The organism is Pseudarthrobacter sp. NPDC092419, assembly GCF_044755045.1.
Lineage (GTDB): Bacteria > Actinomycetota > Actinomycetes > Actinomycetales > Micrococcaceae > Arthrobacter.
Window position 1 is genome coordinate 134,384 of sequence record NZ_JBIVQF010000005.1, and the last position, 25,041, is coordinate 159,424.

The following is a 25,041-nucleotide window of genomic DNA, read 5'->3' on the forward strand; positions in this document are numbered from 1 at the left end:
AGTGAACAGCGTAAGAAGTGCGGGACGCATCACTGCACTGGCATCCAAGGGAGTTGAATAGGCGCGTGGCGGCCAATGAACTGTCGGCACTGCTCTGGCGCGAACGGGAGCTCCTGGGACTCCTCACCTTCAAGCTTGAAGAAGAACAGCTGCTGTTAACTACGGGCAACACCAAATGGCTCCACCACGCCACCCGCGAGGTGGAACAGGTGGTGGAGCACCTGCGCTCCGAGGCACTCTCGCGTGAAGTGGCCGTAGCGGCACTTGCAGCCGAATGGAACCTCGGCGAGCAGCCCACGCTGCGGGACATCGTGGCGAAAGCGCCGGCCGGGCCCTGGGCGGAAATCTTCGAGGGGCACCTCAGGGAATTGCTCGCACTGACCAGCCGCATCAAGGAGCTGCGCGACGCCAATGAAATCTTCCTGCGGGCGGCCGTGAAGTCCAGCCAGGAAACGCTGGCTAATCTCCGCACCGAGGCAGGGACCTACGACTCCCAAGGCCTTGCCTCTCCTACTTCCGGTACGTCCCTTCTGGACCGGCAACTTTAAGGAAATCCGTGAGTACATTCAGCGGCCTCAATACGGCCTACACGGGCCTGTCCGCCGCCCGCCAGGCGCTCAACGTCGCAGGCCAGAACGTGGCCAACGCGGGAACCGAGGGCTACACGCGCCAACGGCTGGAGACTTCCGCCACCGGGCCTGTTGGCCGCACCGGCCTTTTCGCCAGCGGGCCCTCCGCAGGCCAAGGAGTCTCGGTGGACGCGATCGCCAGGCTGGGTAACGCCTACCTCGACGCACGGGCCCGGGCCAGCACCGCAACGGCCGGTTACACCGCCATCCGGGCCGAGGTCCTGACCTCCTTGGAGGACGTCCTGGGCGAACCCGGCAAGAACGGCCTCAGCGCCCAGCTCCAGCGGTTCTGGGGTGCCTGGCAGGACCTGGCCAACCAGGCCGGCGAAGCCGCACCCACCAATGCCGTGCTCCAGGAAGCGGGGGCCCTGGCAGCCCAGCTCAGCCGAGGATATGGGGATATCGACGCCCTCTGGAGCCGCACCCGCTCCGAGGTATCCGGTATGGCCCACCAGCTCAATGCAGCTGCATCGCAGGTAGCAGACCTGAATATCCGCATCCGCACCGCGCTCTCCGCCGGTGGTTCCGTGAATGAACTGGTGGACCAGCGAAGCCTTCTCACCGCGGAGATTGCCGCTCTGGCCGGGGGAACCGTACGCGACAATGCGGACGGCACCGTAGATGTTTTCGTCGGCGGCAACAGCCTAGTCTCGGGCGACCGGCACCGGACAGTCCAGATCGCCGGGGCAAACCGCATGGAAGAGGCGTCCACGACCCCCCTCCAGTTGGAGTGGACGCACCGCCCGGGTACCGCCGTCGGACTTGAAAGCGGCGAAATGGCAGGTTCCCTGTCCCTGCTGGCCCCGGCCAGCGCCGGTTCCGGAGGCGCCATCGCCGAGGCAGCAGCGTCCTACAACGCCTTCGCGGAGAAGCTGTCCAGCGCCGTGAACACCGTGCACCGCTCAGGGAACAGCGTGGATGGCAGCACCGGCCTGGACTTTTTCGGCCTCGCCCCCGACCTGGCCCCGGCGGCCGGCCTGCGCGTTGTACCCACGGATGCCTCCGGCCTCGCCACCGGCAGGCCCGGCGCGGGACCGTTCGATGGCAGCAACGCCGACACGGTATCGCAGATCAGTTCAGGCGCCGGCTCCCCGGACGATGCCTGGAACACCTTCGTGATCCAACTCGGTTCCGCCGCCAGGACTGAACTGCAGCGCGGTGTGCTGGCGGAAGCCGCTGCCAACACCGCGAAGGATGCCCAGTTATCCCAGGCTGCCGTGAGCCTGGACGAGGAAAACGTCAACCTCCTGAGTAACCAGCACGCGTACCAAGCCGCAGCGCGGGTCATGACTGCTGTAGATGAAATGCTGGATGTGCTCATCAACCGCACCGGCCTGGTAGGAAGGTAACCCATGATTGCGCGCTCAACGAACCAGACCCTGACCATCGCTGCGCAGCGGAACCTGCAGTCGAACATGACACGGATGGCGGCCCTGCAGGAAAAGGTCTCCTCGCAGCAAAAAATTACCCGCCCTTCTGATGACCCTTCGGGCACCGCAGCGTCCCTCAGGGTGCGCGCCGAGCAGGCAGCCGTGGGCCAGTATGGCCGCAACATCGCCAACGGCAACGGCTGGCTGACCACCCTTGATACCGCGATGGGCACTGCGACGGGCATCCTCAACCGCGTCAGGGACCTGACCCTGCAGGGAGCGAACGATTCGGTGCCGCCGGCAGCGCGCCAGGCGATCGCCGTCGAGCTTGAGGGCCTGCGCGCCGACCTGCTTAGCCAGGCGAACACCCAGTACCTGGGCCGCAGCGTCTTCGCCGGCACCTCGGATGCGGCGGGTGCCTTCACCGCTGACAATCCCCCGGCTTTTACCGGCGTTCCCGGTGCCGCGGTGGAGCGTCGGATAGCTCCCGGCACCACCGTCCGGGTGGATGCTGAAGGCGCGGCAGTTTTCGGCACCGGCGCAGGCTCCGTGTTCAGCCTGGTGGATAACATCGTGGCTGATCTTCGAGGCGGTGTGAATGTTGGCAGGCACCTTGCGCCCATCGACGCCAGGCATGAAGCTTTCATTGGACAATATGCCGACATTGGCACCCGCCATGCCCAGCTCCTACGTGCGGAAGAGATAAACATGGACCTTTCCGGCCTGCTGGAGGCCCAGCGTTCCGGTGTCGAGGATGTCGACGCCGGGCAGGCCATCCTGGAAATGAACCTCCAGGAGGTCAATTACCGGACCGCTCTGGCCGTGACAGCGAAAGTACTGCAGCCTACGCTCATGGACTTCCTGCGATGAGCGCTTTGACTTTCACAGCGCCGTTACCCGGGCTTGCGCCGTTCGTAGAGTTCGATCTCGAAGCCGTTGACGGAGCCGAGGGCCTTTATTCGCTCCGCTCGGCTGACGAAGCAGCACTTCGACTCTTCCTGCTGGATCCTGCCATCTACGCTCCGGATTACCAGCCCCGCCTGTCAGCTGCCCAGCTGGAACCGCTGGCCCCCGGCGACGCCGGTGTGCGGTTCCTCCTGGTGGCCAACCCGGCGGAAGAAGGCACCACGGTGAACCTCATGGCGCCCATCGTGGTGAACCCGGACAGCGGAAAGTGCGCACAGGTGGTCCTTGAAGGCAGCAACTGGCCGGTACGCGCCCAGCTTCCCCTCGCCGGGTAAGCAGCAAGGAGACCATAAGCCATGGCAGCGACGTCCGGCCTGGAGACGGAACCCTCGGGCAACTGGCAGACCGACCCCGCGACGCTGCGGGACGTCGTTCTGGACCGGGACGCCATGGAAGCCCGCCTGGAGGACTGCGCGCCGCTGGAACGGGTGTGGATCCTCAGCCTGCTGGACCGCACACGGGAAGCCATCCTCGAGGGCCGGCAGCTCTTGGACGCCTCGACAGACCCGTTACGTCCGCTGCTGGTCCTCGCGCACGCCTACCAGCGGCAATACTCCTGGCATGAAGCGGCCCGACTCCAGGAAGAAGCACTCCGCCAGGCACGCACCCGGGCCCGGGAAGCACTCGTCCGGCACCAGATCGGCCGCCGGTTCTTCGACGAAGCACGCTACCGTGATGCCGCAGCCGAATTCGAGTGGGCGCGCGATCTCTACCGGGCCACCGGGCACCGCGACCAGCTCATCGAGGACTGCCAGCAAGCGCTGGCCCGGGCCCGGGAACTCAGCCGGCAAATGGTCTGACGCCAGCCGCTTCAGTGCGCCGGAGGGCGTTCCTGGCTCTGGAGGTACGCCTCAAGCGTCGCTGCCGAAGCGCGGTGCATCTTTGCCGCCGTGGTGACGCCGACATGCCGCAGGTGCCATGGCTCATAGCTATAGCCGGTGACATCCTGCGCGTCCGCCGGGTACCTGACGATGAACCCGTACCGCCACGCGTTCTCGGCAGCCCAGGCACCGGCGGGCGTCTCGGCGAAACACGGCCTCAGAGCACACCCACCGGAGGGGTCAGCGATGTCCACGGCGAGCCCGGCCTGATGTTCGCTGTGACCCGGCTCCGCCGACAACTCCGATGCCCGCCCGGCGCCAAACTTCGCCACATATCCTGAATGCAGGGCGTCCTGTTCTTGATAAGAGCGGTATCCGCTGATTACTCGGACAGGTGCACCATCGGCCGCGGCGGCCTTCAGCATGGATGCGAGGTCCCGCGCAGCACCCGCCGTGAGCCGGGTGCCGGCCACGGAGACCAAGTCACCCGGAACGTACGTCAGCGGCTGGAGGGGGCGTTCCTTGGTGACCAGAAGCGGAAGATCCTGCTGGTGCACAGGGAGGTCCTCGGCGCCAAGGATCGCAGAGCCGGCAGGAACTGCAGCCTGAACATCCGGTCCGGCCGCACCGTAGGCTGCGGATAAAGCGGCCAGGCAGCCAGCGGCCACCAGGGCAAGATGCACGACGACGGGCTGCCGAGACGCGGTTCCATCGTCGGCAGCACCAACAAGCTTCCAAGAGCGTTGTTGCCGGTGACCTCCCGCTCTGTTTCCCTTCAAAGGCACGGCTGAACTATCGGCACAACTCTCACGACGGTTACTGCGGGACGAACTAGGGCACCCGACTGGTCCGCCTGTGCCGTCGAATCAATATCGCCAGCAGCAAGGCCAGCACGAATATGGACAGCGCGCCCAGGATGAACAGCAACCCGCCGGATCCCGGAACGGGGACCGAGGCCGCGTTCTCTCCCTCGTCCGGGAAGGTGATCCGGGCAGACGCAACACGTTCGAGCAGCCCGCTTTTCAAACGCACCTCAGCCGTCCACGGCCCGTTCGGGATCTCCGCCGGAAGTTCAAAGACCACCTCCCGTCTCTCGCCCGTGGCCAGGGTTGACGCCTTCTTGGTGTCAAAGGGGCCGGCAGAAAGGGCACCTGGACCGTCAGCCAATGTCAGGCTGCCTTGGAGGTCCAGGGCCCGTCCTCCTGTGTTCGTTACCAGCGCGCTCAGACGGGGCTTGCCGTCAACGCCCCGGACAGCGGTGAGGGAACCGATGGCGAAGTCCGCCGGTTTGCCGTTGCCTGGGCCAACGGAGAGGTAGACACGGATTCCCACCCGATTAACCGTTGTGACGCTTCCAGCCCGGGCGTCCGGGTTTGCGCTCCTCAATTCGGCCCAGACGGCCCCGTAGTGCTCGGCTTCCGCGGCATTCCGCGGCACCCGGATGGTCGTCCGTACCTCCGCGGATTCACCTGAGCCAAGTGCAATCCGCGGCGTCTCCAGGGAGACCCAGGAGCTCAGCTCGTTCCCTGTACCTGCATCCTCTCCGATGAAGGATCCATCCTGGATGCGGGCGGCCCCGGGGTACAGGTGTAGCGACTGGCGCGCCCCGGTATTGTTCCTGACCTGGATCCGGCGGTTGATTTCCGTTCCAGGCGAAACCCGATCCACGACATAGGCGCGCGCACGGGGATCATCCGCTGCCTTCGCCGGTATATCGAGTAACCGTATCTCCAGTCCCGCAGGGTCAGAAAGTACTGCTGCTGCTTCCGGAGAGGCAGGCGCTTGCGGACTGAACGCCCAGGCCGCAGGCATCGGCAAGACAGCGAGGAAAACAGCGACTATGGCTACGGCATAACGCACCGGTTACAGTACCGAGTGCGTGAGCGTGCCCGAATAAGTGCCGGCTACAGCGGTTGAGGGGATCGCAACCTGAAACGCAGCGGTCCACGACGCCGCGTTGTTGCCTACCACCATCGTTGCCGTCTGGACGGTTTTGGGCGTCGACAAATCAGACTGGCTAGAAGGAGTAACCACGGCTAGGCCTGTCACCGATGCCATGCCGGAAGGAATGTAGGCAGCCGCTGTTGCGGGAATACTGCCTGCACCTCCCACGGACGGCGTGAAATCCGTGGACCTGACCGTGGCGCTCCATCCAATCGTGCCTGCTCGGGTGTCGGTAACCTGCACCCCCGCGATGTTCGCAGTGGCAGTTGAACTTGGGGCGGCATCAGACAGAGCTGCCGTCGCCGGTGCCGTAATGGATAAGCCACCGCCAGTAACAACCACTGTGGTTGCGGTATCCGATGAAGTCGCGGCTGATGAGGGGACCGCCATCGCAGCCACCAGCACCGTCGTAGTCGCAACACCAAGGAAAAGATGGGAAATTCGATCCATTCGGGGCCTCCGCTTGTAGTGCCATGAACTGGGAGACAGGCAAACTGCCTGCGACCGCACGCTCCACGTACGACGTCAGCCGCTGTCCCCCGACTGCATGAAATTTAGCAGCCGATATGCCAATACACCTGAACTCACAGCATTGTGTCCGGATACACGGCGGCGCCATCGTTCGCCTGTGCTAAATCCCTTAGGACCAGAACATCCAGCGGGCCAGCATTTGCGGTGCGCCCAACTCCTATCGCGGTCAACACATCAGCAACGGAAAGCGAAGTCATGGGTCGCGGACACGGGTTCCGGAATTTTGGGGAAATCCTGATTAAATCCGGCTTGTTACCGGCGCTGTTCTTGAGCCCCGTCCGGCATAGTCAGAGCTATAAAGCGAATCCGGAAGCAGCCGTCAACGGCTGCTGCAGGGCACAGCGAAGGACCAGCCATGACGGCCAAGAGCATACTCACCAGCTTGCACACTCAGAGCCACTGGACCGCTGATGACGTCAAGATAAAGCTTGGGAGGGAACTGGAGTCCGATCCAGGCCTGGCGGACTTCGTGGCGGCAGCGCCCGATATGGCTCGCGCCCTCAAAGCCGTCCTGAACCTGGACCTTGGCGAACTGGCCGAGCGGCTCATTCGAGCTGAGATCAGAGCCATTCTGCACTAGGGAACCACTCACCTTGTTAAACCTCCTCTTCAGCCTTAGCATCCTTAGGCCTGTGCTAGCTTCTGCATAGGGACTGCACGCGGGAACAAAGGGGAACATCCGGTGATCATGAGCAGGCCGAAGGCACCGGCCGGCGATGGCGTGGCATGGTTACAGGCGCACCGGTTTTCCCACGAGCTACCGGGGCAGGCCTGGAGGTGCGGACCACCGGCACCGCTGCCTCCGGCGTCGAAGCCGTGCGGAAGTACAGCCCCGACGTGGTACTTGTCGATTTCGGGCTCCCGGACTTCAATGGTGTCGAAGCCATCCGGCAGATCCGGACGTTCAGTCAGACGCCGGTAAAGATGCTCACCGGACACGGGGAACTCGCGGACAGCCCTTATGATGCGGGGGTCAACGAGCTCATGGCCAAACCATTCAGCCCCCTGGAGCTGCGCAGGCGCGTGGAAAAGCTGCGCGCGAACCAGCGTCGGCCCGAAGACACCACACCGCGCTGTAGCTGCCCGCATCCGTCAAACTAGCCCTTGAATTGCGGCTCCCGCTTCTCCTGGAAAGCCCGGAAACCCTCGGCATAATCATCCGTCTTGCAGAGTCGTGCCTGCTCGGCGTTCTCCTCCTGCATGGACGCCCACAGGCCCAGCCGCTGGTCCCGGATGTGCGCCACCAGCTCCTTGGACGCCACGAACGCCCCCGTCGCCCCAAGAGCCACCCGGCCAGCAATCCCCCGCGTCGTCTCCAGCAGCGAGCCGGCCGGCATCGCCCGGCTGAACATTCCCTGCGCCACGGCCTCGGCGCCGGACATCAGCTCGGCGGTGTAGATCAGGTCCAGTGTCCGGTGCATGCCCAGCCGCTCCGCGAAGTACCAGTGCCCGCCCGAATCCAACGTGGCCCCCAGCTTGGCGAACGGCGAGCCGAACTTCGCGTTCTCCGCCACGTACACCACGTCCGTGGCCAGCAGCAGCCCCAGCCCGACGCCCAGGCAGGCCCCCTGCGCCGCCGCGAAGGTCGGGGCGGGGAACGCTGCCATCTTCTTCAGCAAGGGCTCCACCAGCCCGCCCAGGTACGCTGCGGCGTCGTCGCTCTCCGGCGTGACGCCCGCGATGTCCCGACCCGCGCAGAAGGCGCGCCCCTCTCCGCGCAGGAGCAGCGCCCGCACCTCGCCACGTTCGGCGGCGGCAGCGGCGTCGTCGTACGCCTGTGCTAAATCCTTCAGCGCCTGCTCGTCGAGCGAATTGAGCTTGTGCGGCGCGTCCAGCACCACCTCGGCAACATGGTTGTTGATGGACAGCGAAATCATGGAGCTCCTCAAATCGCGGAATAAAGGCTAAACGTCGAAGTCGACCGTGACTTCCTTGCTGGTGGGGTGGCTCTGGCATGTGAGCACATAGCCCTTGTCCAGCTCATCCTGCTCCAGCGCGTAGTTCTCGTCCATGGTCACGCTGCCGGTGACCACCTTGGCCCGGCACGTGCCGCACACGCCGCCGGCGCAGGCGAAGGGAACGTCCGGGCGGACCCGCAGCGCGGCGTTCAGGATCGACTCGCGGGCGTGCGTGGGGCTGGCCACCTCGCCCTGCAGACCGTCCAGCTTGAACGTGATCTTGTAGGTTCCCTTGGACTCGTCCACCAGCACGGGACGGCCGGCGTTGCCCTCGGGACGGTCCGGCTTGCCGGAGGTGAACAGCTCGAACCGGACGTTCTCCGGCTTCACGCCGCGCTCGGCCAGCGTGTCCCGGCACAGCTGCACCAGCTCGAACGGACCGCACAGGAACCATTCGTCCACATCGTCCGCGTGGATGGCAGTGCCCAGCAGCTGCTGCAGCTTCTCGGCGTCGATCCGGCCGGACAGCAGCGGCGCGATCCGCTGCTCGCGGCTCAGCACGTGGTGGATGGCCAGCCGCTGCGGGTACCGGTCCTTCAGGTCCGCCAGCTCCTCCAGGAACATGACGTCCATGGCGGCCTTGTTCGCGTAGATCAGGTCGAACCGGGTGTCCGGGTTGGCGGCCAGCAGCGTCCGGGCGATCGCGATCACCGGGGTGATGCCGGAGCCTGCCGCGATGGCCACAAAGCTGCCCGACTCCCCTGCCAGCTCCTCCGGGTGGTTCATCGAATTCATGACGTTCTGGTCCACCGACTGGCCGTCCCGCCCGTGCTTGGACACGAACGCGCCCATCGGGCTCATGACGTCGAGGGTGTCGCCGGCCTTGAGCTCGGCGTTGGCCCACGTGGAGAACAGCCCGCCCAGGTCCTTCTTGATGGCCACGCGGATCTCGCTGGTGCCGTCCGCGAAGCTCCTGGGCTCGGCGCAGATGGAGTAGCTGCGGCGGATTTCCTTCGGCTCCCCGGTCTCGTCCGGGAGCGTGGTGCGCAGGGCAACGTACTGGCCGGGCAGGTAGTCGAACTGGCCGGCGAGCTCCGCGGGCACGTGGAAGGAGACCTCAATGGCGTCGTCGGTGAGCCGGCGGACCTCCTTCACGGTGAGCGTGTGGAAGGACGGACGACGGCGGCCGGTCACCTGCGCTTCTTCGGCGGCGGTCTGGCGGACAACAGGCATGGGTGCTTCCTTTACAGGACTTTGAAGTAGTCGAACGGTTCCTTGCAGTCCTGGCAGACATACAGCGCCTTGCAGGAGGTGGAACCGAACCGGGTGAGTTCCTTGGTGTTGAGGCTGGCGCACTGCGGGCACTTCACGGTCAGGCTCAGGCGGATGGGGCCGGAGTGGCCGCCGGCCTTCGAGTTGCCGCTGGGCGGGGCGATGCCGTACTCCTGCAGCTTTGCCTTGCCCTCGTCCGACATCCAGTCCGTGGTCCAGGCGGGCGAGAGGACCAGGTCCACCTGCACGTCCTGGTAGCCCTCCTTCGCGAAGGCCGTCTTCAGGTCATCCCGGATGGCGTCCATGGCAGGGCAGCCCGAGTAGGTCGGAGTGATGGTGACCCGGACGCCCCGGGGCGTGCCGCCGTCGTCCGTCCCCTGCGTCACCTCAACATCGCGGAGGATGCCCAGATCAGCAATGGTGAGCACCGGAATCTCCGGATCGCACACCGTGGCAGCGATGTCCCAGGCCTTCTGGCGCTGGTCAATCCCGATGGTCATGACGGTCACCAGCTCGCCCCGGGATGCTCGCGGGCGAGGACCTGCATCTCCGCGAGAATATAGCCGAGGTACTCCGAGTGCCTGCCCTGGCGTCCGCCGCCGGGTGCGGGCGGGACGTCCGGGACGTCCAGCTCCGCCCCGGCCAGGATTTCGCCGGTGAGCCGGTCAAACTCCTCCCGGAGCGTGGAAGGCACGACGGCGGCACCCGCCTCAGCGAGGCGCGTCACCAGTTCATCGTCCTGGAAGAGTTCGTTGACGTACGGCCACATGGTGCGCAGGCCGTGGATCATCCGCTGGCGGGATTCCTCCGTGCCGCCGGCCAGGCGCAGGACCCACTGGGCGCTGTGGTCCCGGTGGTAGTCCACTTCCTTCACGGCCTTGGCTGCGATGGCGGCGAGCGTGTGGTCTGTGGACCTGGTGAGCTCTGTGTAAAGCAGGAACTGGTAGTAGCTCACCACGAACTGGCGGGCGATGGTGGCCGCGAAGTCCCCGTTGGGCTGCTCGAACAGCTGGACGCTGCGGAACTCGTGCTCGCGGCGGAAGTAGGCCAAGTCGTCCTCGGTCCGGGGCGTGCCGTCCTCGCGGGGCATGCCGGCGCCGGCGTACGTGAGGAAGCTGCGGGCGTGGCCCAGCTGGTCCAGGGCGATGTTGCCCAGGGCGATGTCCTCTTCCAGCTCCGGGGCCCGGGAGATCCAGTGGCCCAGGCGCTGGGCGAGGATCAGGGCGTCATCGCCCAGCCTTAGCGCGTACTCGGCGGCGTCCTGGCTGGGCCGGGCTGCACCGGTGCTGACCTCGAGGGCGATGTCCTCGGGACGGAGCGCGTTGCCGGGCGTGATGCGGGTTGCGGAAGCGTTGGAGTCGCCGCTGCCGCTCGGTGCAGCCACGCCGGTGGAGATGTCGCCGTGGCCTTCGGTATGGGTGGAGCTCACAGGTGCTTCACCCCTTCGCTCTTGGTGTAGTACGTGGCGTGCCGGTAGTCCTTGCCCTGCGGCGACTCGAAGAACGCGCCCTTGGAGTCCGGGTCGCTGGAGGCGATCGCCTCCGCGGGGACCACCCAGATGGAGACGCCTTCGTTCCTTCTGGTGTAAAGATCCCGCGCGTTGCGGAGGGCCATCGCGGCGTCCGGAGCGTGCAAGCTGCCGGCGTGGACGTGGCTCAGGCCGCGGCTGGACCGGACGAAGACCTCCCAAAGGCCCCAGGCGCTCCTGTCGTGGTGCTCCGGGGCGGGGCTTGCCTTGGGCGCTTCGCGGTTGATCTCGGCGGCGGCGCTTGCGGGGGCTTCCGGGTTGCCGTGGGGACTCATGCTGCGTATTCCTTTGCCTTGGCTGACTGTTTTGCTGCGTAAGCCGCCGCTGCCTCGCGGACCCAGGCGCCGGCGTCGTGCGCTTCCCGGCGGCGCTCAAGGCGCTGGGCGTTGCACGGGCCGCGGCCTGCGAGCACCTCATGGAACTCTTCCCAGTCCAGCGGGCCGTGCTCCCACTTCTTCGTGTCCTCGTTGAAGCGGATCTTGTCATCGGGGAGCGTGAGGCCGAGGACCTTGACCTGCTCCACCATCATGCCCACGAAGCGGCTGCGGAGCTCATCGTTGCTGAAGCGCTTGATGTTCCAGGCCATGGACTGCTTGGAGTTTGGGGAATCGTCGTCCGGCGGGCCGAACATCATCAGGGCCGGGGCGTACCAGCGGTTCACGGCGTCCTGGGCCATCTGCTTCTGCGCTTCGGTGCCGTTGGCGAGTTCCAGGAGGATCTCGAAGCCCTGGCGCTGGTGGAACGATTCTTCCTTGCAGATGCGGACCATGGCGCGGCCGTACGGGCCGTAGGAGGCGCGGCACAGCGGGACCTGGTTGCAGATGGCTGCGCCGTCCACCAGCCAGCCGATGGCACCCATGTCCGCCCAGGTCAGGGCCGGATAGTTGAAGATGCTGGAGTAGCGGGCCTTGCCGGCGATGAGGTCATCCATCATCTTGTCCCTTGTTTGTCCAAGGGTCTCGGCGGCGGAGTAGAGGTAGAGCCCGTGGCCGGCCTCGTCCTGGACCTTGGCCATGAGGATGGCCTTGCGCTTCAGACTGGGGGCGCGGGAGATCCAGTTGGCCTCGGGCTGCATGCCGATGATTTCCGAGTGGGCGTGCTGGCTCACCTGGCGGAGGAGGGTTTTGCGGTAGGCGGCCGGCATCCAGTCCCTGGGCTCGATGCGCGAGTCCTCGGCGATGATGCGGTCGAAGTTGGCCTGGCCTTCGGCGTCCAGCTGCGCCTGGTTCGTCTGGCCTGGGCCGCTCTGGGCGGGTGGCTCGGCGGGCACTGACTGCAGGGTATGCGCTGCCATGGTTGCTCCTATGCAATGACCTTCGGGGACGTGCGGAATTATTTACCGACCGTTCGTTCAGGATATGCGGAAGGGGCGCGGGGCGTCAAGCGTGTTGGGCGGGTGGTTCGTTGCCGGGCCAGCTGCTCCGTTTTTGACGCGCATATTCGGAATCGACTCGCAGGTGCGCCGACGCGGCCCATATATGAGGTGCGCCAGTGCAGGCCGGGGTCGAGAACAAATATGCGCGTCGAAAACATGTCCGCGGCGGCGGCGCCGGGCGGGCTGGTTATCCACATAGCCGGACTTTCCCCTCCTGCCGCCGGCTTGGCGCTGCCACCGTGGATCCATGCAAGACCTTCCGCGACTGCTTCTGGCCCGGGACCGAGTCGCGCATGGGCTGACGTCGGAGGACCTCGGTAAGCGCGTGCGTAACGGCGAACTGGTCCGCGTCCGGCACGGGGTCTACGTGGACGGGCAGGCCTGGCGGGACCTGAAGCCGTGGGAGCAGTACCGGGTCCGGGTGCAGGCAGCCGCGGAGACCTTCGAGAGTCCCACTGTTTTTGCGCGGCGTTCGTCGGCAAGCGTGTGGGGCATTCCCTTTATCGGGTACCACCATCCTGTCGAAGCATTGACGCAGAAGAACGACGGCGGCCGGTCGCGTGCGGGAGTCCGCCGCCACTTCGCTGCACCAGGCAGCGTGGATCGGGTACTTCGGGAGGGCCTGCTGGTCACCGGGCGCCTTCGCACCTCCTGGACTTGGCCGCTTTCCTCCCGTTTACCGAGGCGATCGCGCCCCTCGACCACGTGCTGAAACCGGATACTGCGCGCGGCCTGCCCGCCCTTACTAAGGCAGAACTGGAAGCAGGCATTGGCTCGAACTACTCCACGGCCGGGGCGCGCAGGATCCGGGCAGTCATCAAGTTCGCGGATCCTGACTCGGGATCACCAGGAGAATCCTTGAGCCGGGCACTGATCCATGTAGCGGGGTTTGAGGCGCCAATCCTGCAGTTCAACGTGCGGACAAGGGAAGGCTCATTGGGCTATACGGACTTCTATTGGAAAGAGGCCAGGGTGGTGGGCGAGTTCGATGGCGTAGAGAAGTACGTGAAGACCGAATACCTCAAGGGCCGCACCACAGCACAGGCGGTCGTCGCGGAGAAGAACCGCGAGAACCGGATCCGCGCCGCCGGGCTGCAGATGGTGCGGTGGGACTGGGCGGCCCTGATGGAACCCGGGCGACTGGAAGCCGACCTGGCGGCGGCAGGCGTGCCGCGCCGTCCGACGCGTTCTTCGGCACGGGGACGGCAGTGACGCCCGCTGGCAGCGCAGCGAAAACCCCACGAAACCACAGCCAACGCAGGTTTTCCGCAATAAGTCCCTTGGATGGATTTAATCCCCCAAAGCTTCCCGCAGGATCCCCCTAGATACCGGAATTGGGCGCATTTTGCTTGCTAACTTCGATTTATCGGAACAAGCCAAACGCAAAAACTTCTTCTTCTGCACGGCCGGTTCATTGATAAAGGCAAACCCGCCGTAAGCCGGGGACGCAAAGCCACGGGACCGCTCAGGGTCAGCCGGGCCACCACCAAACCGAAAGAGAAAAATCACCCATGCGCAAATCCGCAAAGATCGTTACCGCCCTGTCCGTCGCCGGCCTCGCTGTTGCTGCCGGCTCCGCCTTCACCGGTACCGGTCTGACCAACAACGCCGGCGAATCCCAGTTCGTCGGCGGTACCGTCAGCCAGGCCGTGTCCGGTGCCACTTTGACGAACGTCGGCTATGGCTTCTACGACACCGACACGCAGAACGAAATCAATAGCATCGCCCTGACCTTCGCTGCCGGCGCTGAGGGCAAGGCCGTCACGGTCACCACTACGGGCGGCAGCGGCGGCACGTTCACCTGTGAAGCAATCGGAGCGGCCACGGCCAACGTTTCCAACTGCACGTTCACGGCAACTGCCACCGAATCGGGCTACACCGGCCTCACGAGCCTCGCGGTTTCGGTAGCTAACCCGGCCTAGCACCACTGGGAACGGCCCGTCTGATTGGGGGCGGGCCGTTCCTCCTTCTCTAGTGAATAGGTACCGTTCATGACCAACCGACTGGCCCGACGCCTCTCAGGAGTGTTCATTGCACTGGCTGCCGGTCTTGTTGCATTGGTCGGAACAGCGCTGGCCAGCGGCCAGTTGGCGATCGTAGTAACCGAGGGCGTCAGCATGCAGCCCACGTACTACCAAGGCGACCTGGTCGTCGTCTCCAAGGCCAAGTCCTACTCCGTTGGCGACATCGCCGCCTACAAGCTTTCCAACGAATACGACGTCGCCCTTCACCGGATCGTCGGCGGCAACGCCCAGTCCTTTGTTTTCCAAGGCGACAACAACGAATCCATCGACCCCCTCCAGCCGGGGGCCGACAACCTCGTGGGGCGGGCCATCCTGCACGTCCCCCACGCCGGAACGTGGCTCAACGTCCTGACCAGCCCTCCCGTCCTTGCCCTCATCGCATTCGCCCTCATCGCCAGCGGCGGAACCGCCGCCGCAACCCGCAAGAACCGCAGAAAAAGGAGAGCCGCAGTGTCCCGCCACCTCAGCGAACGCCCCGCGAAGCGACTGCCGGATGCCCGCCTGTCGATCAGCAGCCTGTCCCCCTCCCTGCGCATCGCCGGAGGTACCGCCGCTGTTCTGGCAGTCCTGGGCGCTTCCCTGGGCGCCGCCGCCTGGGCGGGCCCGCTCGAGGAATCCAGTTCAGCCGCAGTCCAGAGCGGCACCAGCATGAAGTTCTCCTACACCGCCGACGTCGGCCGGAGCGCCGCGTACGACGGCACCACCGCCGCTTCCCCGGACCCGGTCTTCCGCAAGCTCGCCGACACCGTGCAGGTCGGTTTCGCCTACGAGGGCGAGCCCGGGACCATTGCAGTCAACGCCGAACTCTCCTCGCCGAGCGGTTGGCGCTCAACGGTTCCGCTGGCAGAAGGACAGTCCTTCAGCGGCAACACCTACGAGGGCACCGTCACGCTGGATCTCGACGCCCTGGAGGCCAAGGCCGACGCCGCTGCTGCCGCCACCGGACTGGCCATTTCCCCCGTCTCGCTCGCCGTCGTCCCGGAAGTCAACACGGAATCCAGCGCCGAGTTCCGTCCCGAACTTAAACTCAGCCTGGCTCCGCTTCAGCTCTCGCTGGTCGGCGGCGAAGGAGGGCTCACGGTGACGGACAGCTCTACCAACCAGCGCACTGTCATGGTGCCGAGGACCATTGGCCCCGATGCGTGGAGCATCACCGCCGAAGCCGCCCGGATACTGTCCGCCCTGTTGCTGCTCGCCGGCGTCATCACGGCCGCGGTTGTTCTCCTCCTGGCAAACCGGAGTACCCCTATGGACGAAGCCACGGCCATCCTCCGCCGCTATGCGAACCTCCTGGTCCGCGTCCACCCCATGCCGGCAGCCCAAGGCCGACCGGTCATCGAGGTGACCACGTTCGCAACCCTGGCCAAGCTCGCCGAGCGATATGGCCTGCTGGTCCTCCACTGGAACCGCAGCGGCGTCGAGACCTTCATTGTGCAGGACGAAAACATCACCTACCGGTACCGATCGGGCGCCGGCCACTCCCCCGCAGAACCGGCCGTAACGCCAGACGTCCAGGACGCCTCCGCCGTCGAATTGCTGCCCAAGCGATAACCGCGCACGTCAAAATGGGTTCCGACGGCGGCCGGTGGTACCGTGACGCCTATGCATCTCAAGGCCTACCAGCGAGGCCCCATCCCGCAGCGCCCCAAGAAGAGAAAACCGCGGAAGGTTATCGCCGACGTCGGGCGTTCCTCCGCATCCTTCGCAGGCAGGCAAGTGGCCATGCTGCGCAAGGTGGGCCAGCTGCTGGTCCCCAGGCATCCGGCCCAAGTCATCGTCATGGGCTTCCTGCTGGCGATCGCAGTGGGCACCGGGCTGCTGATGCTGCCGGTGGCCACGCCCGGACCGGGAGGCGCGTCCTTCCTCGAATCGTTGTTCACCGCCACCTCCGCCGTGTGCGTCACCGGACTAATCACCGTGGACACCCCTGTGTTCTGGAGCGGGTTCGGGCAGGCCGTGATCCTCGGACTGATCCAAATCGGTGGCTTCGGCGTCATGTCCTTCAGTACGCTCCTGGGTGTGCTCATGGCCCGGAAACTGGGGCTGCGCTCCCGGATGCTGGCGGCCGCCGAAACCAAGAGCACGGGCTTTGGTGACGTCCGGTCGGTGCTGTTCGGGGTCCTGAAGATCACCGTCGCGGCCGAGGTCATCCTGGCCGCCGTACTGACGCTGCGTTTCGCGCTGGCGTACGACTACCCGGCCGGTGAAGCCATCTGGTTCGGCGCCTTCCACTCGATCTCCGCGTTCAATAACGCCGGCTTCGCCCTGTATTCGGACAGCCTGATGGGGTTCGCGTCCGATCCCTGGGTTCTGCTGCCGGTGGCGGCCGCGGTGATCATCGGCGGGCTCGGTTTCCCCGTGCTGTTCGAACTGCGACGCCGGTACCGCCGCCCGATCCACTGGAGCATGAACACCAAACTGGTCCTGGCCGGCAGCGCAACGCTCCTGGCTGGCGGCACCCTGTTCCTCACCGCCGCCGAATGGACCAACACGGGCACGATGGCAGGCCTTTCCCCGGGCGACCGCATACTGAACGGTTTCTTCCAATCCGTCATCACGCGCACCGCGGGCTTCAACAGCATCGACATCTCGCAGATGCACCCGGTCTCCTGGATGGGGATGGACATCCTGATGTTCATCGGCGGTGGCCCGGCCGGAACCGCCGGCGGCCTGAAGGTCACCACGTTCGCGGTGCTGTTCTTCATCCTGTCCACGGAACTGCGCGGCGGCACCGCAGTGAATATATTCGGCAAGCGCCTTTCCCGCGCGGTGCACCGGCAGGCGATTACCGTGGTCCTGCTGGCCATCGCGCTGGTGGTGGCCTCCACGATGTTCCTGATGCTCATCACCGACTTCGGGCAGGAGCGGATCCTCTTCGAGGTGATTTCCGCGTTTGCCACCGTGGGCCTGTCCACCGGCATCACCGCCGGGCTGCCGCCAGCCGGGCAGGTGGTGCTCATCCTGCTGATGTTCATCGGTCGCCTGGGTCCCGTGACACTGGGAACCGCACTGGCCCTCCGCAGCCGCCCCATACTGTTCGAATACCCGAAGGAAAGGCCCCTCATTGGCTAAGGACATCTTCTCCCGCAAGGCCGAGCGCGTGGCGCAGACGGACTCCGTGGCCGTGATCGGCCTTGGCCGTTTCGGCGGGGCACTCGCCCTCGAGCTCGAGGCCCAGGGCACCGAGGTGTTGGGCATCGACACCAATGAGGAAATCGTGCAGTCCTACAACGGCCGGCTCACCCATGTGGTCCGCGCGGACTCCACCCGCGAAGAGGTGCTGCGCCAGCTCTCGGTCCACGAGTTCGACCGGGCCGTGGTGGGCATCGGCTCCGACCTTGAAGCCAGCATCCTCACCACCTCCCGCCTGCTGACCTTCAAACACCCCGAGATCTGGGCCAAGGCCATCAGCGAGCCGCACGCCGAAATCCTGGACCAGCTGGGAGTGCAGCACGTCATCCGGCCCGAGCATGACATGGGAAAGCGCGTGGCGCACCTGGTCCGCGGCGCGATCCTGGATTACGTGGAGTTCGAGGACGACTTCGTGATGATCCGCACGCAGCCGCCGTCCGAAGCCCGCGACCGTCCGCTCGGCGTCCTGGGCCTGCGCGACCAGTACGGGATCACCATCGTTGCGGTGAAGCGTCCCGGCGGAACGTGGCAGCACACCACTGCCCAGACCGTGCTCTACGAAGAGGACCAGATCATCGTGCAGGGTCCCAAGAACCTCGCTGAGGGGTTCAGCACGCGGGCATAGCCGCCCTTGGCAGCTATCGCCGATCCTGATTGCCCGGCACGCCATGCGGCGGCGGATTGACCGGCGGACCTGGAACGTTGGCCGGCGGCGGGGTACTGGGCTCACCCGAGCCTGCCTCCGGCCTCGCGGGAGTCTCCGGACCGCTCGGGACGGCGCCGCCCTCCAGGTCCTTCACCCTCTTTTCGAGGATCTGCAGGACGGGCAGGCGGTTTCCGTGCTCCTTTTCATAGGCGACCAGCAGGGACAGGTCCTGCTGGTTCAATCCGGCGATCCGGGTGGGCAAAGTTCCCACCGGCAAATGGTCGTAATCGGGCAGTGGCAGATCCTTGTGCTCAGGTGCATCGGTCATGTTCTTCATCTCCGTCTCTAATGATCTGTTCCGGAGCCATCATGATAAGTAGCCTTAATAAGCTGATGAAAGGGTCTCCGCAAAGTAGTAATGCGGCGAGGGCCGTTCCAGGGATGGTAGTCAGTGCTTGGATGTCTCCAGCAGCGCTGCGATCCGGGCACGAACGTCGCGGGGACGGAACGGCTTGATGATGTAGTCCGCGGCGCCGGCCTCGAGTGCGGCTTCTTGGTCCGCAGCGTGGGCGCGGCCAGTGAGCATGACAACGCGGCTGCAGCTGATCTCGCGGACTTTCCGCAGGACTTCCATTCCGTCAAGGTCCGGCAGGCCCGCGTCGACGGTCACCACATCCGGCTGTTCGGTGCGCACCAGTTCAATTCCGGAGCGGCCATCCGCAGCGGAGAACACCTCATAGCCGGATTGATGCAGCACTGCCTCCAGCAGGTTCCGCATGTCCAAATCGTCTTCAATGACAACCACGCGTATGCCGCCCATGGTGCCTCCCGGAAGTCCCCCAGCCCTTGCCCAGCGCAAAAGCCGCATTCCCCCGATAAATTGCAGTCTACGCTTAATACTTACTTCCGGCCCCGGTATGAGCGCAAGTGATAGCGGAAAATCAAAAATCATTGCCGCCGAAATATCGAAATGCCGAATCGCCCCTCGCCAACGCGGAATACATAACGGACGAATAAGGGTTCTGACAACAAATGGAATAACTCGGGCGAGTGAATTCCGCAAGCGTGCTTCCCGGGTGCGGGCCGGGCCTTGACGGCCGGGCCGGGCATCCGGGAAACGCTTCTCCTAGTGGGACATGCGGTACTGGTGGTGGAGCTCCGTGCTCGGTTTGATGGCGGCCGCTGTCACAACCAGGGCCACACCACCTGCGATCCACGAAGTCCAGGCAGCCCCCACGGTGCTTGAGTAGCTACCGAGCCAAGGGGAAAGGATCAGGCCGGCGGCGAGGACCGCCTGCACCCACTCCATGACCGGCGTGCCGGGCATGGCCAGGTTGATGATTCCGCTGACTACCAAAAGCCCGCCGAACGCGAGCATCAGGGTGGTGGACATGCCTTCCTGCCGCATCCACAGGACTGACGCCGCTGCCACAAGCCCGGCAGCCACGCTGACCCAATCCTGCCAACGATGCCACTTTTCCATTGGGTCCTTCCTTCCTGTTCGACGCGGGGAACGCACCGGGCGTTCCGGGCGTGTGGACGGATAACCGCCCACACTCCTATTGAACTCCTAAGCGGAGGTGTTTTACAGGGCAGTGACCAGCAATTACGCAACACAACTGGGTCTTTTTGATCCGGTGATGGGGGTTTACGGTAGTCCCACGGAGCCGCCCGCCCGGGGTGGCCTGGCAGGAGGACTTTCCATGACAACGCACGTCGCTGACTGCAGCGTAACGAACTGTTCCTTTAACGACCACACGAACTGCAACGCAGCCGCCATCACGGTCGGCGGCGCCGAAAACCATGCGCACTGCGCCACCTTCATTGACACCGGATCCCACGGCGGCCTGCCCAAGGTACTCGCCGACGTCGGAGCATGCCAGCGCGGCGAATGCATCCACAACGACCACCTGATGTGCAAGGCCCCCGAGGTGCATGTCGGCCCCGGCGCCGACAACGCCGACTGCCTCACCTACTCCCACAAGTAGAGGCCCTCAAACCCCGGAGCACCCGGCGCGGCCAGGCCCCGGGTGCTCCGGTGCTGCCGCGCTCCGGCGCCGCCATGCTCCGGCGCTGCCAAACCTCAGGCGGGCACCACCGAAACCGAAGCTGTACCACCCGGCCGCGCGCCGCCGTACGCTCCCCAAACAGCGCGGGCTACTTCTGGTAAACGTCCGGGATGCCGTCCTGGTCCGCGTCCACCTTTTCCCGTTCCTCCTCGGCCCGGTACTGCCGGTTGCGGGTCCGCAGCACGGCCGTCGCCAGCAGCGCGGCCAGCAGCGAGGCAGCCAGGATGCCCACCTTGGCGTGGTCGTCATGCGGGCTGCCCAGGCCGAAACTCAGCTCGGCCACCAGCAGCGACACCGTGAACCCGATGCCGGCCAGCAGGGCGACACCGAAGATGTCGATCCACTTGAATGAATCGTCCAGCCGCGCCTTAGTGGCCTTGGTCAGGACCCACGTGGTGCCCAGGATGCCGATCGGCTTGCCCAGGACCAGCGCCACGATGATGCCCAGCGCCACGGGATCGGACAGGGCCGAGAGCAGCCCGTCCCAGCCGCCAACGGCCACGCCGGCGGAGAAGAAGGCGAAGATCGGTACGGCCACACCGGCGGAGATCGGCCGGAAGCGGTGTTCGAAGATCTCGGCCAGCCCGGGGCCGCCTTCCGGACCGAGCGCCCGGGACTTGATCACGGGGACCGCGAAGCCGAGCAGCACGCCGGCCACGGTGGCGTGGATGCCGGAAGCGTGGACCAGGGCCCAAACCACGACGCCCAGGGGCAACAGGATCAGCCAGGCAGCGAAGACCTTCCGGCCGAAGAAGTGCCGGTACTTCTGCGCCAGGAACGTGTAGATGGCCAGCGGGATGAGCGCCAGCAGCAGCGGTTCAAAGTGCAGGTCACTGGTGTAGAAGAAAGCGATGATGGTGATGGCGATCAGGTCATCCACCACGGCGAGCGTGAGCAGGAAGATCCTCAGCGCACTGGGCAGATGCGAGCCGATAATGGCCAGCACGGCCACGGCAAAGGCGATGTCCGTAGCCGTGGGAATGGCCCAGCCGCGCAGGGTTCCCGGGCTGCCAAGGTTGATGGCCACATAGATCAGCGCAGGTACCAGGACACCGCCGGCGGCCGCGGCGACAGGCACGATCGACTTGTTGATCTGGCGCAGGTCCCCGGCCACGAACTCACGTTTCAATTCCAGGCCCACCAGGAAGAAGAAAATGGCCAGGAGTCCGTCGGCAGCCCAGGCGCCGAGGCTGAGCTCCAGGTGCCAGGGCTCGTAGCCCACCTTGAAGTCGCGCAGGGCAAAGTAGGAGTCCGACGCCGGCGAGTTGGCCCAGATGAGCGCGATCACCGCAGCGACAACCAGCAGGGCACCGCCTACGGTTTCCTTCCGGAGGATCTCGCCGATACGGAGGGCTTCGGCGTAACTGCCGCGTCCGAGGATGGTTGACCCGGCGCGCGGCGGGGTGGGTGGCGGCGTTGAATTCATGAAGGATCCTTCTGATTTTCGGGTTCGACAAAGCTGTTGCCGACCAGACTTCCCGGCGCACCTGGAACCCATTCTATGGGGCGCGGGTCACACTGCCGCAAACCGGGGTCGGCTGCGGAAAGGCAAACCGCCGGCCATAGCACAGCGGAAAAAGTGGCCCGATTCACAATTTTCCCATCCGTCACGGGAACGGCTCCGAATTGCCTGTGTCCCCTGTCCGGGACACGTCCCCACCCGGGAGACCGCCCCGATCCGGGGCACCGCCATTACTTGTATGAGGAGACCGCATTCCGATGAACAAGAACAAGACACTTCGCTTCCTGGCCGTTCCCACCCTGGCGCTCGGCGCCCTGGCACTGTCCGCCACGTCCGCCATGGCGCACGACGGCGCAGAGCATTACCAGTCAACGCTGGGCCAGATCAACGGCAGCTCCGCTTCCGGCACCATTACGGTCGATGTCACCGGCAACCAGGCCCACGCGGTCCTGAAGGTCTCCGGCCTGGCCCCCACCTTCAACGACGCGCCCTACCCGCACGTCCAGCACATCCACGGCGGAGCTGAGGGAGTCTGCCCTGCGCCGGGTGCGGACGCCAACGGCGACGGCGTCATCTCCACCACCGAGGGCAACCCCAGCTACGGCGAGATCGTGACCACGCTGTCCACCAGCGGCGACACCAGCCCAGCCGCCGGTCTGGACCTCAAGGTGGCTGGCCAGGGCGCCAGCTACACGGTTGACCGCACCTTCGAACTCAACCCCGAGACCAAGGCGGCGCTCGAGGCGGGCACCGCAGTGGTGGTGGTCCACGGACTGGATCCCGCCACCCTCAGCAAGGAGGCCCAGGCCGCCAAGTCCGACCTCGTCCCGAGCCTCCCGCTCGCAGCAACTTCACCGGCACTGTGCGGAACCCTGCAGGCGGGCCAGATGGCCATGCCGGTGGGCGGCGCTGACACGGGCGTCACCGAGGGAACCACCAACGACGCCGGAGCACTCGCCCTGGGCGGCGGCCTGGTGCTCGCCGCAGCCGCGGCCGGCACCTACGTAGTCCGCCGCCGCAACGGTTCCGCAGCCTAGGCCCGCCGGACACTACAGGTGAAATCCATGGATTCCGGCCGCCGCGGGGGCTTCCGTGCCCCCGCGGCGGCCGGGCTTCTCCTGGCCCTCGCGCTTGCAGGGTGCAGCACCCCTGCCGGTCCAGCCAACAACGGAACGTCCGACGCCGGCACCCCGCCCGCCGCTTCCGCCCCACCTTCCAGCAGCGCCCCGGATGCTCCGGCCACCACAGCCGCCGCACCCAAGGCAAAGGCGCCGGCCGCACCCAAGGCCCCTGCCGCCGTCGTACGTCCTGTCCTCCCCCGGTCCGAACCGAAGGCGCTGAACATCCCGTCGGTGGGCCTGCGGACGGAACTGATCCACCTGGGCCTGCGCCCGAACGGCTCGCTCGAGGTTCCGGAGGACACCGGCAACGGCGCCCCCGCCAGCTGGTACACCGGTTCCCCCACCCCCGGCGAACGCGGCCCGTCGGTCATCCTGGGCCACGTGAACGCGCTGGGCGGCAATAAGGGAGTTTTCGCGGACCTGCGCCGGCTCAAGCCCGGCGCAGACATCAACGTGACCCGCGCCGACGGCAGCACCGCGGTGTTCACCGTGGAACGCGGCGCCCTCTACGAGAAGGACAACTTCCCCACGCTGGAGGTGTACGGCAACACGGACGGCTCCGAGCTGCGCCTCATCACCTGCGACGGCTACGACCCCGCCACCGGACTCTTCGACGACAACTACGTAATTTACGCCAAGCTCAAGGCCTGACGGCCGGAACGGATCTGCCATGAAAAACCGCACACCACTGGTGGCCTCGGTCATGCTGTCCGCCGTCCTGCTCACCGGCTGCTCCGCTGCAGCTGCGACCCACCCGGCGGGCGGCCAGGGAACGCACGACGGCGGCCACCACCAGAGCGCGGGCGTCCCCGCCCGCGCGGCTGCCGAGGGCCCCAGCGACGCCGCGAAAATGGTGTGCGGCGACCAGCCGATGGACCGCCTGGTCGCCATCCTGAAACTGGACACACCCCCGCACACCGTGAACGACTGGGCAGACAGCACGTTCACCTGCACGTACCACCTGGACCAGGCGTCGCCCGCGGTGCCGGGATCGCTGGACATCTCGGTACAGGAAGCCCGGGATGAAGCCACCGCACTGGAATACTTCGACGCCATGCAGGCCCTCGCCCCTGACGCCACCCCGATCGACGGCCTGGCCAACCTGGGCTTCCCTGCCTACGAAACAGCGGATGGCAAGGCGGTGTTCCAGAAGGACAGCTTCGTGCTGACCGTGGACGCGTCCGGCCTGCCCACCGCCGTGGGCCCGGATGCCGTGACCCGCAACGCCTTGGCGTACCAGCTGGCCACGACCATCCTGGCCTGCTGGGTGGAGCACGGGTGAGGCTGAGTTAGCCGAGCGAGCCGAGCAGCTCCGCACATGCGGCCTCGCACCGGCGGCAGGCTTCGGCGCAGATCCGGCAGTGCTCGTGCATGCCCGCGTGCTGCTCGCATTCCGTGGCGCAGACCGAACATGCGGTGCGGCATGCTTCCAGCAACGAGCGCACGATCTCCACGTTGGTGCCGGTCTGCCGGCTGAGGACGCTGCCAGTGGCGGCACAGACGTCCGCGCAGTCCAGGTCCGTGCGGATGCAGCCGGCCAGGTCCTTCACCATGTCCTCGGCCAGGCAGGCGTCCGCGCAGGACGAGCAGGCCTGGGCGCACTGGAAACAGGCGGCGATGCAGGCGGCAAGTTTTTCCTTGTCGACGGCAGGGGTTCCTGCGGCTCCGGGGTGCGAGCCGAGCATTGCGCTGATGTGGTGTGTCATGTCCTTCTCCGTTCTGGTGAGGTGCACTAACCCGCCCCACGCTATGCCTTAAGACCCTTGACTTGTATACCCCCTAGGGGTATCTTCAAGGTGTTGTCAGTGAAGTGGTATGTCCCGGCAGGCGCCCCGCGCCGCCTCTCACAGCCGTTCAACCCCAGCAGCCATCACTCCCTCGACGGAATGGAAACTGACATGTGTGGAACTGAAATCCGGACAACCCTCCCCCTCGCCTCCGCGGGCGGCTGCAGCTGCTGCGGCCCTGCCGAGGGCGCCACGAAGGCTGACGCCGGCGCCCAGGCGCGTCCCGCCGTCGTACCTTCCCCGGCATCTGGCGCGCCCCGCGAATTTGCCCTGGAGGGTCTCACCTGCGGGCACTGCGCACAGACGGTGGAGAAGGCCCTGGGCGCCCTGGCAGGGGTGGACGCGGCGAAGGTGGAACTGGTGCCCCGCGGGCGGTCGCGGCTCACGGTGACCGGCTCCGCCGCGGACGCGGACCTGCGCCAGGCGGTGGCCGCGGCCGGTTACGCAGCGCTCTGACTCCGGCCCG

The 25,041-nt window shown here is 65.9% G+C and carries 32 protein-coding genes and 1 riboswitch; of the genes, 18 read left to right on the top strand and 14 right to left on the bottom strand.

Going from position 1 to position 25,041, the window contains the following annotated elements; translation table 11 throughout:
* Positions 1–65: 65 nt before the first annotated feature.
* From ACIQC0_RS10110 to ACIQC0_RS10130, 5 genes are read left to right on the top strand one after another with little or no spacing between them, the layout of a single operon-like run.
* Complete coding sequence (locus ACIQC0_RS10110; protein ID WP_377214470.1) at positions 66–548, top strand: flagellar protein FlgN; 483 nt, start codon at positions 66–68, stop codon at positions 546–548.
* 8 nt (positions 549–556) lie between these two features.
* On the top strand, positions 557–1,978 hold the full coding sequence (gene flgK, locus ACIQC0_RS10115; protein WP_377214469.1) for a flagellar hook-associated protein FlgK: 1,422 nt from the start codon (positions 557–559) through the stop codon (positions 1,976–1,978).
* A 3-nt stretch (positions 1,979–1,981) separates the two neighbouring features.
* The gene (flgL, locus tag ACIQC0_RS10120; RefSeq protein WP_400534688.1) at positions 1,982–2,869 is read left to right on the top strand and encodes a flagellar hook-associated protein FlgL; all 888 of its coding nucleotides are present in this window, start codon (positions 1,982–1,984) and stop codon (positions 2,867–2,869) included.
* The gene (locus ACIQC0_RS10125; protein WP_377214467.1) at positions 2,866–3,240 is read left to right on the top strand and encodes a flagellar assembly protein FliW; all 375 of its coding nucleotides are present in this window, start codon (positions 2,866–2,868) and stop codon (positions 3,238–3,240) included. The genes flgL and ACIQC0_RS10125 overlap by 4 nt, the downstream gene beginning before the upstream one ends.
* Positions 3,241–3,261: 21 nt before the next feature.
* The gene (locus ACIQC0_RS10130; protein ID WP_377214466.1) at positions 3,262–3,765 is read left to right on the top strand and encodes a hypothetical protein; all 504 of its coding nucleotides are present in this window, start codon (positions 3,262–3,264) and stop codon (positions 3,763–3,765) included.
* A gap of 11 nt (positions 3,766–3,776) precedes the next feature.
* Here ACIQC0_RS10130 and ACIQC0_RS10135 read toward each other — a convergent pair whose 3' ends face one another.
* The 3 genes from ACIQC0_RS10135 to ACIQC0_RS10145 all read right to left on the bottom strand — a co-directional run bounded on the left by ACIQC0_RS10135 (position 3,777) and on the right by ACIQC0_RS10145 (position 6,180).
* On the bottom strand, positions 3,777–4,469 hold the full coding sequence (locus ACIQC0_RS10135) for a D-alanyl-D-alanine carboxypeptidase family protein (RefSeq protein ID WP_400534690.1): 693 nt from the start codon (positions 4,467–4,469) through the stop codon (positions 3,777–3,779).
* Positions 4,470–4,617: 148 nt separating this feature from the next.
* Complete coding sequence (locus ACIQC0_RS10140; protein ID WP_400534692.1) at positions 4,618–5,454, bottom strand: hypothetical protein; 837 nt, start codon at positions 5,452–5,454, stop codon at positions 4,618–4,620.
* 195 nt (positions 5,455–5,649) lie between these two features.
* Positions 5,650–6,180: a hypothetical protein gene (locus ACIQC0_RS10145; RefSeq protein ID WP_377214463.1), complete on the bottom strand. Its 531-nt coding sequence runs from the start codon at positions 6,178–6,180 to the stop codon at positions 5,650–5,652.
* Positions 6,181–6,616: 436 nt separating this feature from the next.
* On the opposite strand from ACIQC0_RS10145, the gene ACIQC0_RS10150 reads away from it, so the two are divergent.
* Together ACIQC0_RS10150 and ACIQC0_RS10155 are read left to right on the top strand one after the other, a co-directional pair.
* On the top strand, positions 6,617–6,841 hold the full coding sequence (locus ACIQC0_RS10150; protein ID WP_377214462.1) for a hypothetical protein: 225 nt from the start codon (positions 6,617–6,619) through the stop codon (positions 6,839–6,841).
* Between the two features lie 146 nt (positions 6,842–6,987).
* On the top strand, positions 6,988–7,362 hold the full coding sequence (locus ACIQC0_RS10155; protein ID WP_377214461.1) for a response regulator transcription factor: 375 nt from the start codon (positions 6,988–6,990) through the stop codon (positions 7,360–7,362).
* On the opposite strand, the gene ACIQC0_RS10160 is transcribed toward ACIQC0_RS10155, so the two are convergent.
* The 6 genes from ACIQC0_RS10160 to paaA are packed head-to-tail and all read right to left on the bottom strand — an operon-like array spanning position 7,359 to position 12,253.
* Entirely contained in the window at positions 7,359–8,138 is a 780-nt protein-coding gene (locus ACIQC0_RS10160) for an enoyl-CoA hydratase/isomerase family protein (protein ID WP_377214460.1), read from the bottom strand. The two genes, ACIQC0_RS10155 and ACIQC0_RS10160, sit on opposite strands and share 4 nt — an antisense overlap.
* A gap of 27 nt (positions 8,139–8,165) precedes the next feature.
* Positions 8,166–9,392, bottom strand: coding sequence for a 1,2-phenylacetyl-CoA epoxidase subunit PaaE (gene paaE, locus ACIQC0_RS10165; RefSeq protein ID WP_400534695.1), 1,227 nt, complete (start codon positions 9,390–9,392; stop codon positions 8,166–8,168).
* An 11-nt stretch (positions 9,393–9,403) separates the two neighbouring features.
* Positions 9,404–9,931, bottom strand: coding sequence for a 1,2-phenylacetyl-CoA epoxidase subunit PaaD (gene paaD, locus ACIQC0_RS10170; RefSeq protein ID WP_400534696.1), 528 nt, complete (start codon positions 9,929–9,931; stop codon positions 9,404–9,406).
* A gap of 5 nt (positions 9,932–9,936) precedes the next feature.
* Positions 9,937–10,860 (bottom strand): 1,2-phenylacetyl-CoA epoxidase subunit PaaC, encoded by a 924-nt coding sequence (gene paaC, locus ACIQC0_RS10175; protein ID WP_400534698.1) that lies wholly within the window; start codon positions 10,858–10,860, stop codon positions 9,937–9,939.
* Positions 10,857–11,234 carry a 1,2-phenylacetyl-CoA epoxidase subunit PaaB gene (gene paaB / locus ACIQC0_RS10180; protein WP_377214456.1) on the bottom strand — a complete coding sequence of 126 codons (378 nt, stop codon included), beginning with the start codon at positions 11,232–11,234 and terminating at the stop codon, positions 10,857–10,859. The genes paaC and paaB overlap by 4 nt, the downstream gene beginning before the upstream one ends.
* Entirely contained in the window at positions 11,231–12,253 is a 1,023-nt protein-coding gene (paaA, locus tag ACIQC0_RS10185) for a 1,2-phenylacetyl-CoA epoxidase subunit PaaA (protein WP_400534701.1), read from the bottom strand. The genes paaB and paaA overlap by 4 nt, the downstream gene beginning before the upstream one ends.
* Before the next feature lie 328 nt (positions 12,254–12,581).
* Here paaA and ACIQC0_RS10190 point away from each other — a divergent pair, with 328 nt between their 5' ends.
* The 6 genes from ACIQC0_RS10190 (at position 12,582) to ACIQC0_RS10215 (ending at position 18,115) form a co-directional block, all read left to right on the top strand.
* Positions 12,582–13,046 (top strand): hypothetical protein, encoded by a 465-nt coding sequence (locus tag ACIQC0_RS10190; RefSeq protein WP_400534703.1) that lies wholly within the window; start codon positions 12,582–12,584, stop codon positions 13,044–13,046.
* On the top strand, positions 12,992–13,546 hold the full coding sequence (locus ACIQC0_RS10195; protein ID WP_400534705.1) for a hypothetical protein: 555 nt from the start codon (positions 12,992–12,994) through the stop codon (positions 13,544–13,546). Before ACIQC0_RS10190 ends, ACIQC0_RS10195 begins: the two co-directional genes overlap by 55 nt.
* Before the next feature lie 200 nt (positions 13,547–13,746).
* Positions 13,747–13,822: riboswitch (cyclic di-GMP riboswitch) on the top strand.
* Positions 13,823–13,845: 23 nt separating this feature from the next.
* Positions 13,846–14,256, top strand: coding sequence for a hypothetical protein (locus ACIQC0_RS10200; RefSeq protein ID WP_377214452.1), 411 nt, complete (start codon positions 13,846–13,848; stop codon positions 14,254–14,256).
* Between the two features lie 69 nt (positions 14,257–14,325).
* On the top strand, positions 14,326–15,909 hold the full coding sequence (locus ACIQC0_RS10205) for a signal peptidase I (protein WP_377214451.1): 1,584 nt from the start codon (positions 14,326–14,328) through the stop codon (positions 15,907–15,909).
* Positions 15,910–16,080: 171 nt separating this feature from the next.
* The gene (locus ACIQC0_RS10210; RefSeq protein WP_377214917.1) at positions 16,081–17,430 is read left to right on the top strand and encodes a TrkH family potassium uptake protein; all 1,350 of its coding nucleotides are present in this window, start codon (positions 16,081–16,083) and stop codon (positions 17,428–17,430) included.
* Positions 17,423–18,115 (top strand): potassium channel family protein, encoded by a 693-nt coding sequence (locus ACIQC0_RS10215; RefSeq protein ID WP_377214450.1) that lies wholly within the window; start codon positions 17,423–17,425, stop codon positions 18,113–18,115. Before ACIQC0_RS10210 ends, ACIQC0_RS10215 begins: the two co-directional genes overlap by 8 nt.
* A 13-nt stretch (positions 18,116–18,128) precedes the next feature.
* Here ACIQC0_RS10215 and ACIQC0_RS10220 read toward each other — a convergent pair whose 3' ends face one another.
* The 3 genes from ACIQC0_RS10220 to ACIQC0_RS10230 all read right to left on the bottom strand — a co-directional run bounded on the left by ACIQC0_RS10220 (position 18,129) and on the right by ACIQC0_RS10230 (position 19,619).
* Positions 18,129–18,464 carry a hypothetical protein gene (locus ACIQC0_RS10220; protein ID WP_377214449.1) on the bottom strand — a complete coding sequence of 112 codons (336 nt, stop codon included), beginning with the start codon at positions 18,462–18,464 and terminating at the stop codon, positions 18,129–18,131.
* 120 nt (positions 18,465–18,584) lie between these two features.
* Positions 18,585–18,956 carry a response regulator transcription factor gene (locus ACIQC0_RS10225; protein ID WP_377214448.1) on the bottom strand — a complete coding sequence of 124 codons (372 nt, stop codon included), beginning with the start codon at positions 18,954–18,956 and terminating at the stop codon, positions 18,585–18,587.
* Between the two features lie 306 nt (positions 18,957–19,262).
* On the bottom strand, positions 19,263–19,619 hold the full coding sequence (locus ACIQC0_RS10230; protein ID WP_377214447.1) for an SPW repeat protein: 357 nt from the start codon (positions 19,617–19,619) through the stop codon (positions 19,263–19,265).
* A gap of 220 nt (positions 19,620–19,839) precedes the next feature.
* Here ACIQC0_RS10230 and ACIQC0_RS10235 point away from each other — a divergent pair, with 220 nt between their 5' ends.
* Positions 19,840–20,124 (top strand): DUF1540 domain-containing protein, encoded by a 285-nt coding sequence (locus ACIQC0_RS10235; protein WP_377214446.1) that lies wholly within the window; start codon positions 19,840–19,842, stop codon positions 20,122–20,124.
* A gap of 169 nt (positions 20,125–20,293) precedes the next feature.
* On the opposite strand, the gene nhaA is transcribed toward ACIQC0_RS10235, so the two are convergent.
* Entirely contained in the window at positions 20,294–21,631 is a 1,338-nt protein-coding gene (nhaA, locus tag ACIQC0_RS10240; RefSeq protein ID WP_400534709.1) for a Na+/H+ antiporter NhaA, read from the bottom strand.
* Between the two features lie 293 nt (positions 21,632–21,924).
* Between nhaA and ACIQC0_RS10245 the strand changes: the two genes are divergently transcribed.
* From ACIQC0_RS10245 to ACIQC0_RS10255, 3 genes are read left to right on the top strand one after another with little or no spacing between them, the layout of a single operon-like run.
* Complete coding sequence (locus ACIQC0_RS10245; RefSeq protein WP_400534711.1) at positions 21,925–22,704, top strand: hypothetical protein; 780 nt, start codon at positions 21,925–21,927, stop codon at positions 22,702–22,704.
* Between the two features lie 27 nt (positions 22,705–22,731).
* The gene (locus tag ACIQC0_RS10250) at positions 22,732–23,439 is read left to right on the top strand and encodes a class F sortase (RefSeq protein ID WP_400534713.1); all 708 of its coding nucleotides are present in this window, start codon (positions 22,732–22,734) and stop codon (positions 23,437–23,439) included.
* A 19-nt stretch (positions 23,440–23,458) separates the two neighbouring features.
* Positions 23,459–24,070: a hypothetical protein gene (locus ACIQC0_RS10255; protein ID WP_400534715.1), complete on the top strand. Its 612-nt coding sequence runs from the start codon at positions 23,459–23,461 to the stop codon at positions 24,068–24,070.
* 7 nt (positions 24,071–24,077) lie between these two features.
* Here the strand turns inward: ACIQC0_RS10255 and ACIQC0_RS10260 are convergent, their stop codons facing one another.
* Positions 24,078–24,494 (bottom strand): four-helix bundle copper-binding protein, encoded by a 417-nt coding sequence (locus ACIQC0_RS10260; protein WP_400534717.1) that lies wholly within the window; start codon positions 24,492–24,494, stop codon positions 24,078–24,080.
* A gap of 99 nt (positions 24,495–24,593) precedes the next feature.
* Here ACIQC0_RS10260 and ACIQC0_RS10265 point away from each other — a divergent pair, with 99 nt between their 5' ends.
* The gene (locus tag ACIQC0_RS10265) at positions 24,594–25,031 is read left to right on the top strand and encodes a heavy-metal-associated domain-containing protein (RefSeq protein ID WP_400534719.1); all 438 of its coding nucleotides are present in this window, start codon (positions 24,594–24,596) and stop codon (positions 25,029–25,031) included.
* The last annotated feature ends 10 nt before the right edge of the window (positions 25,032–25,041 follow it).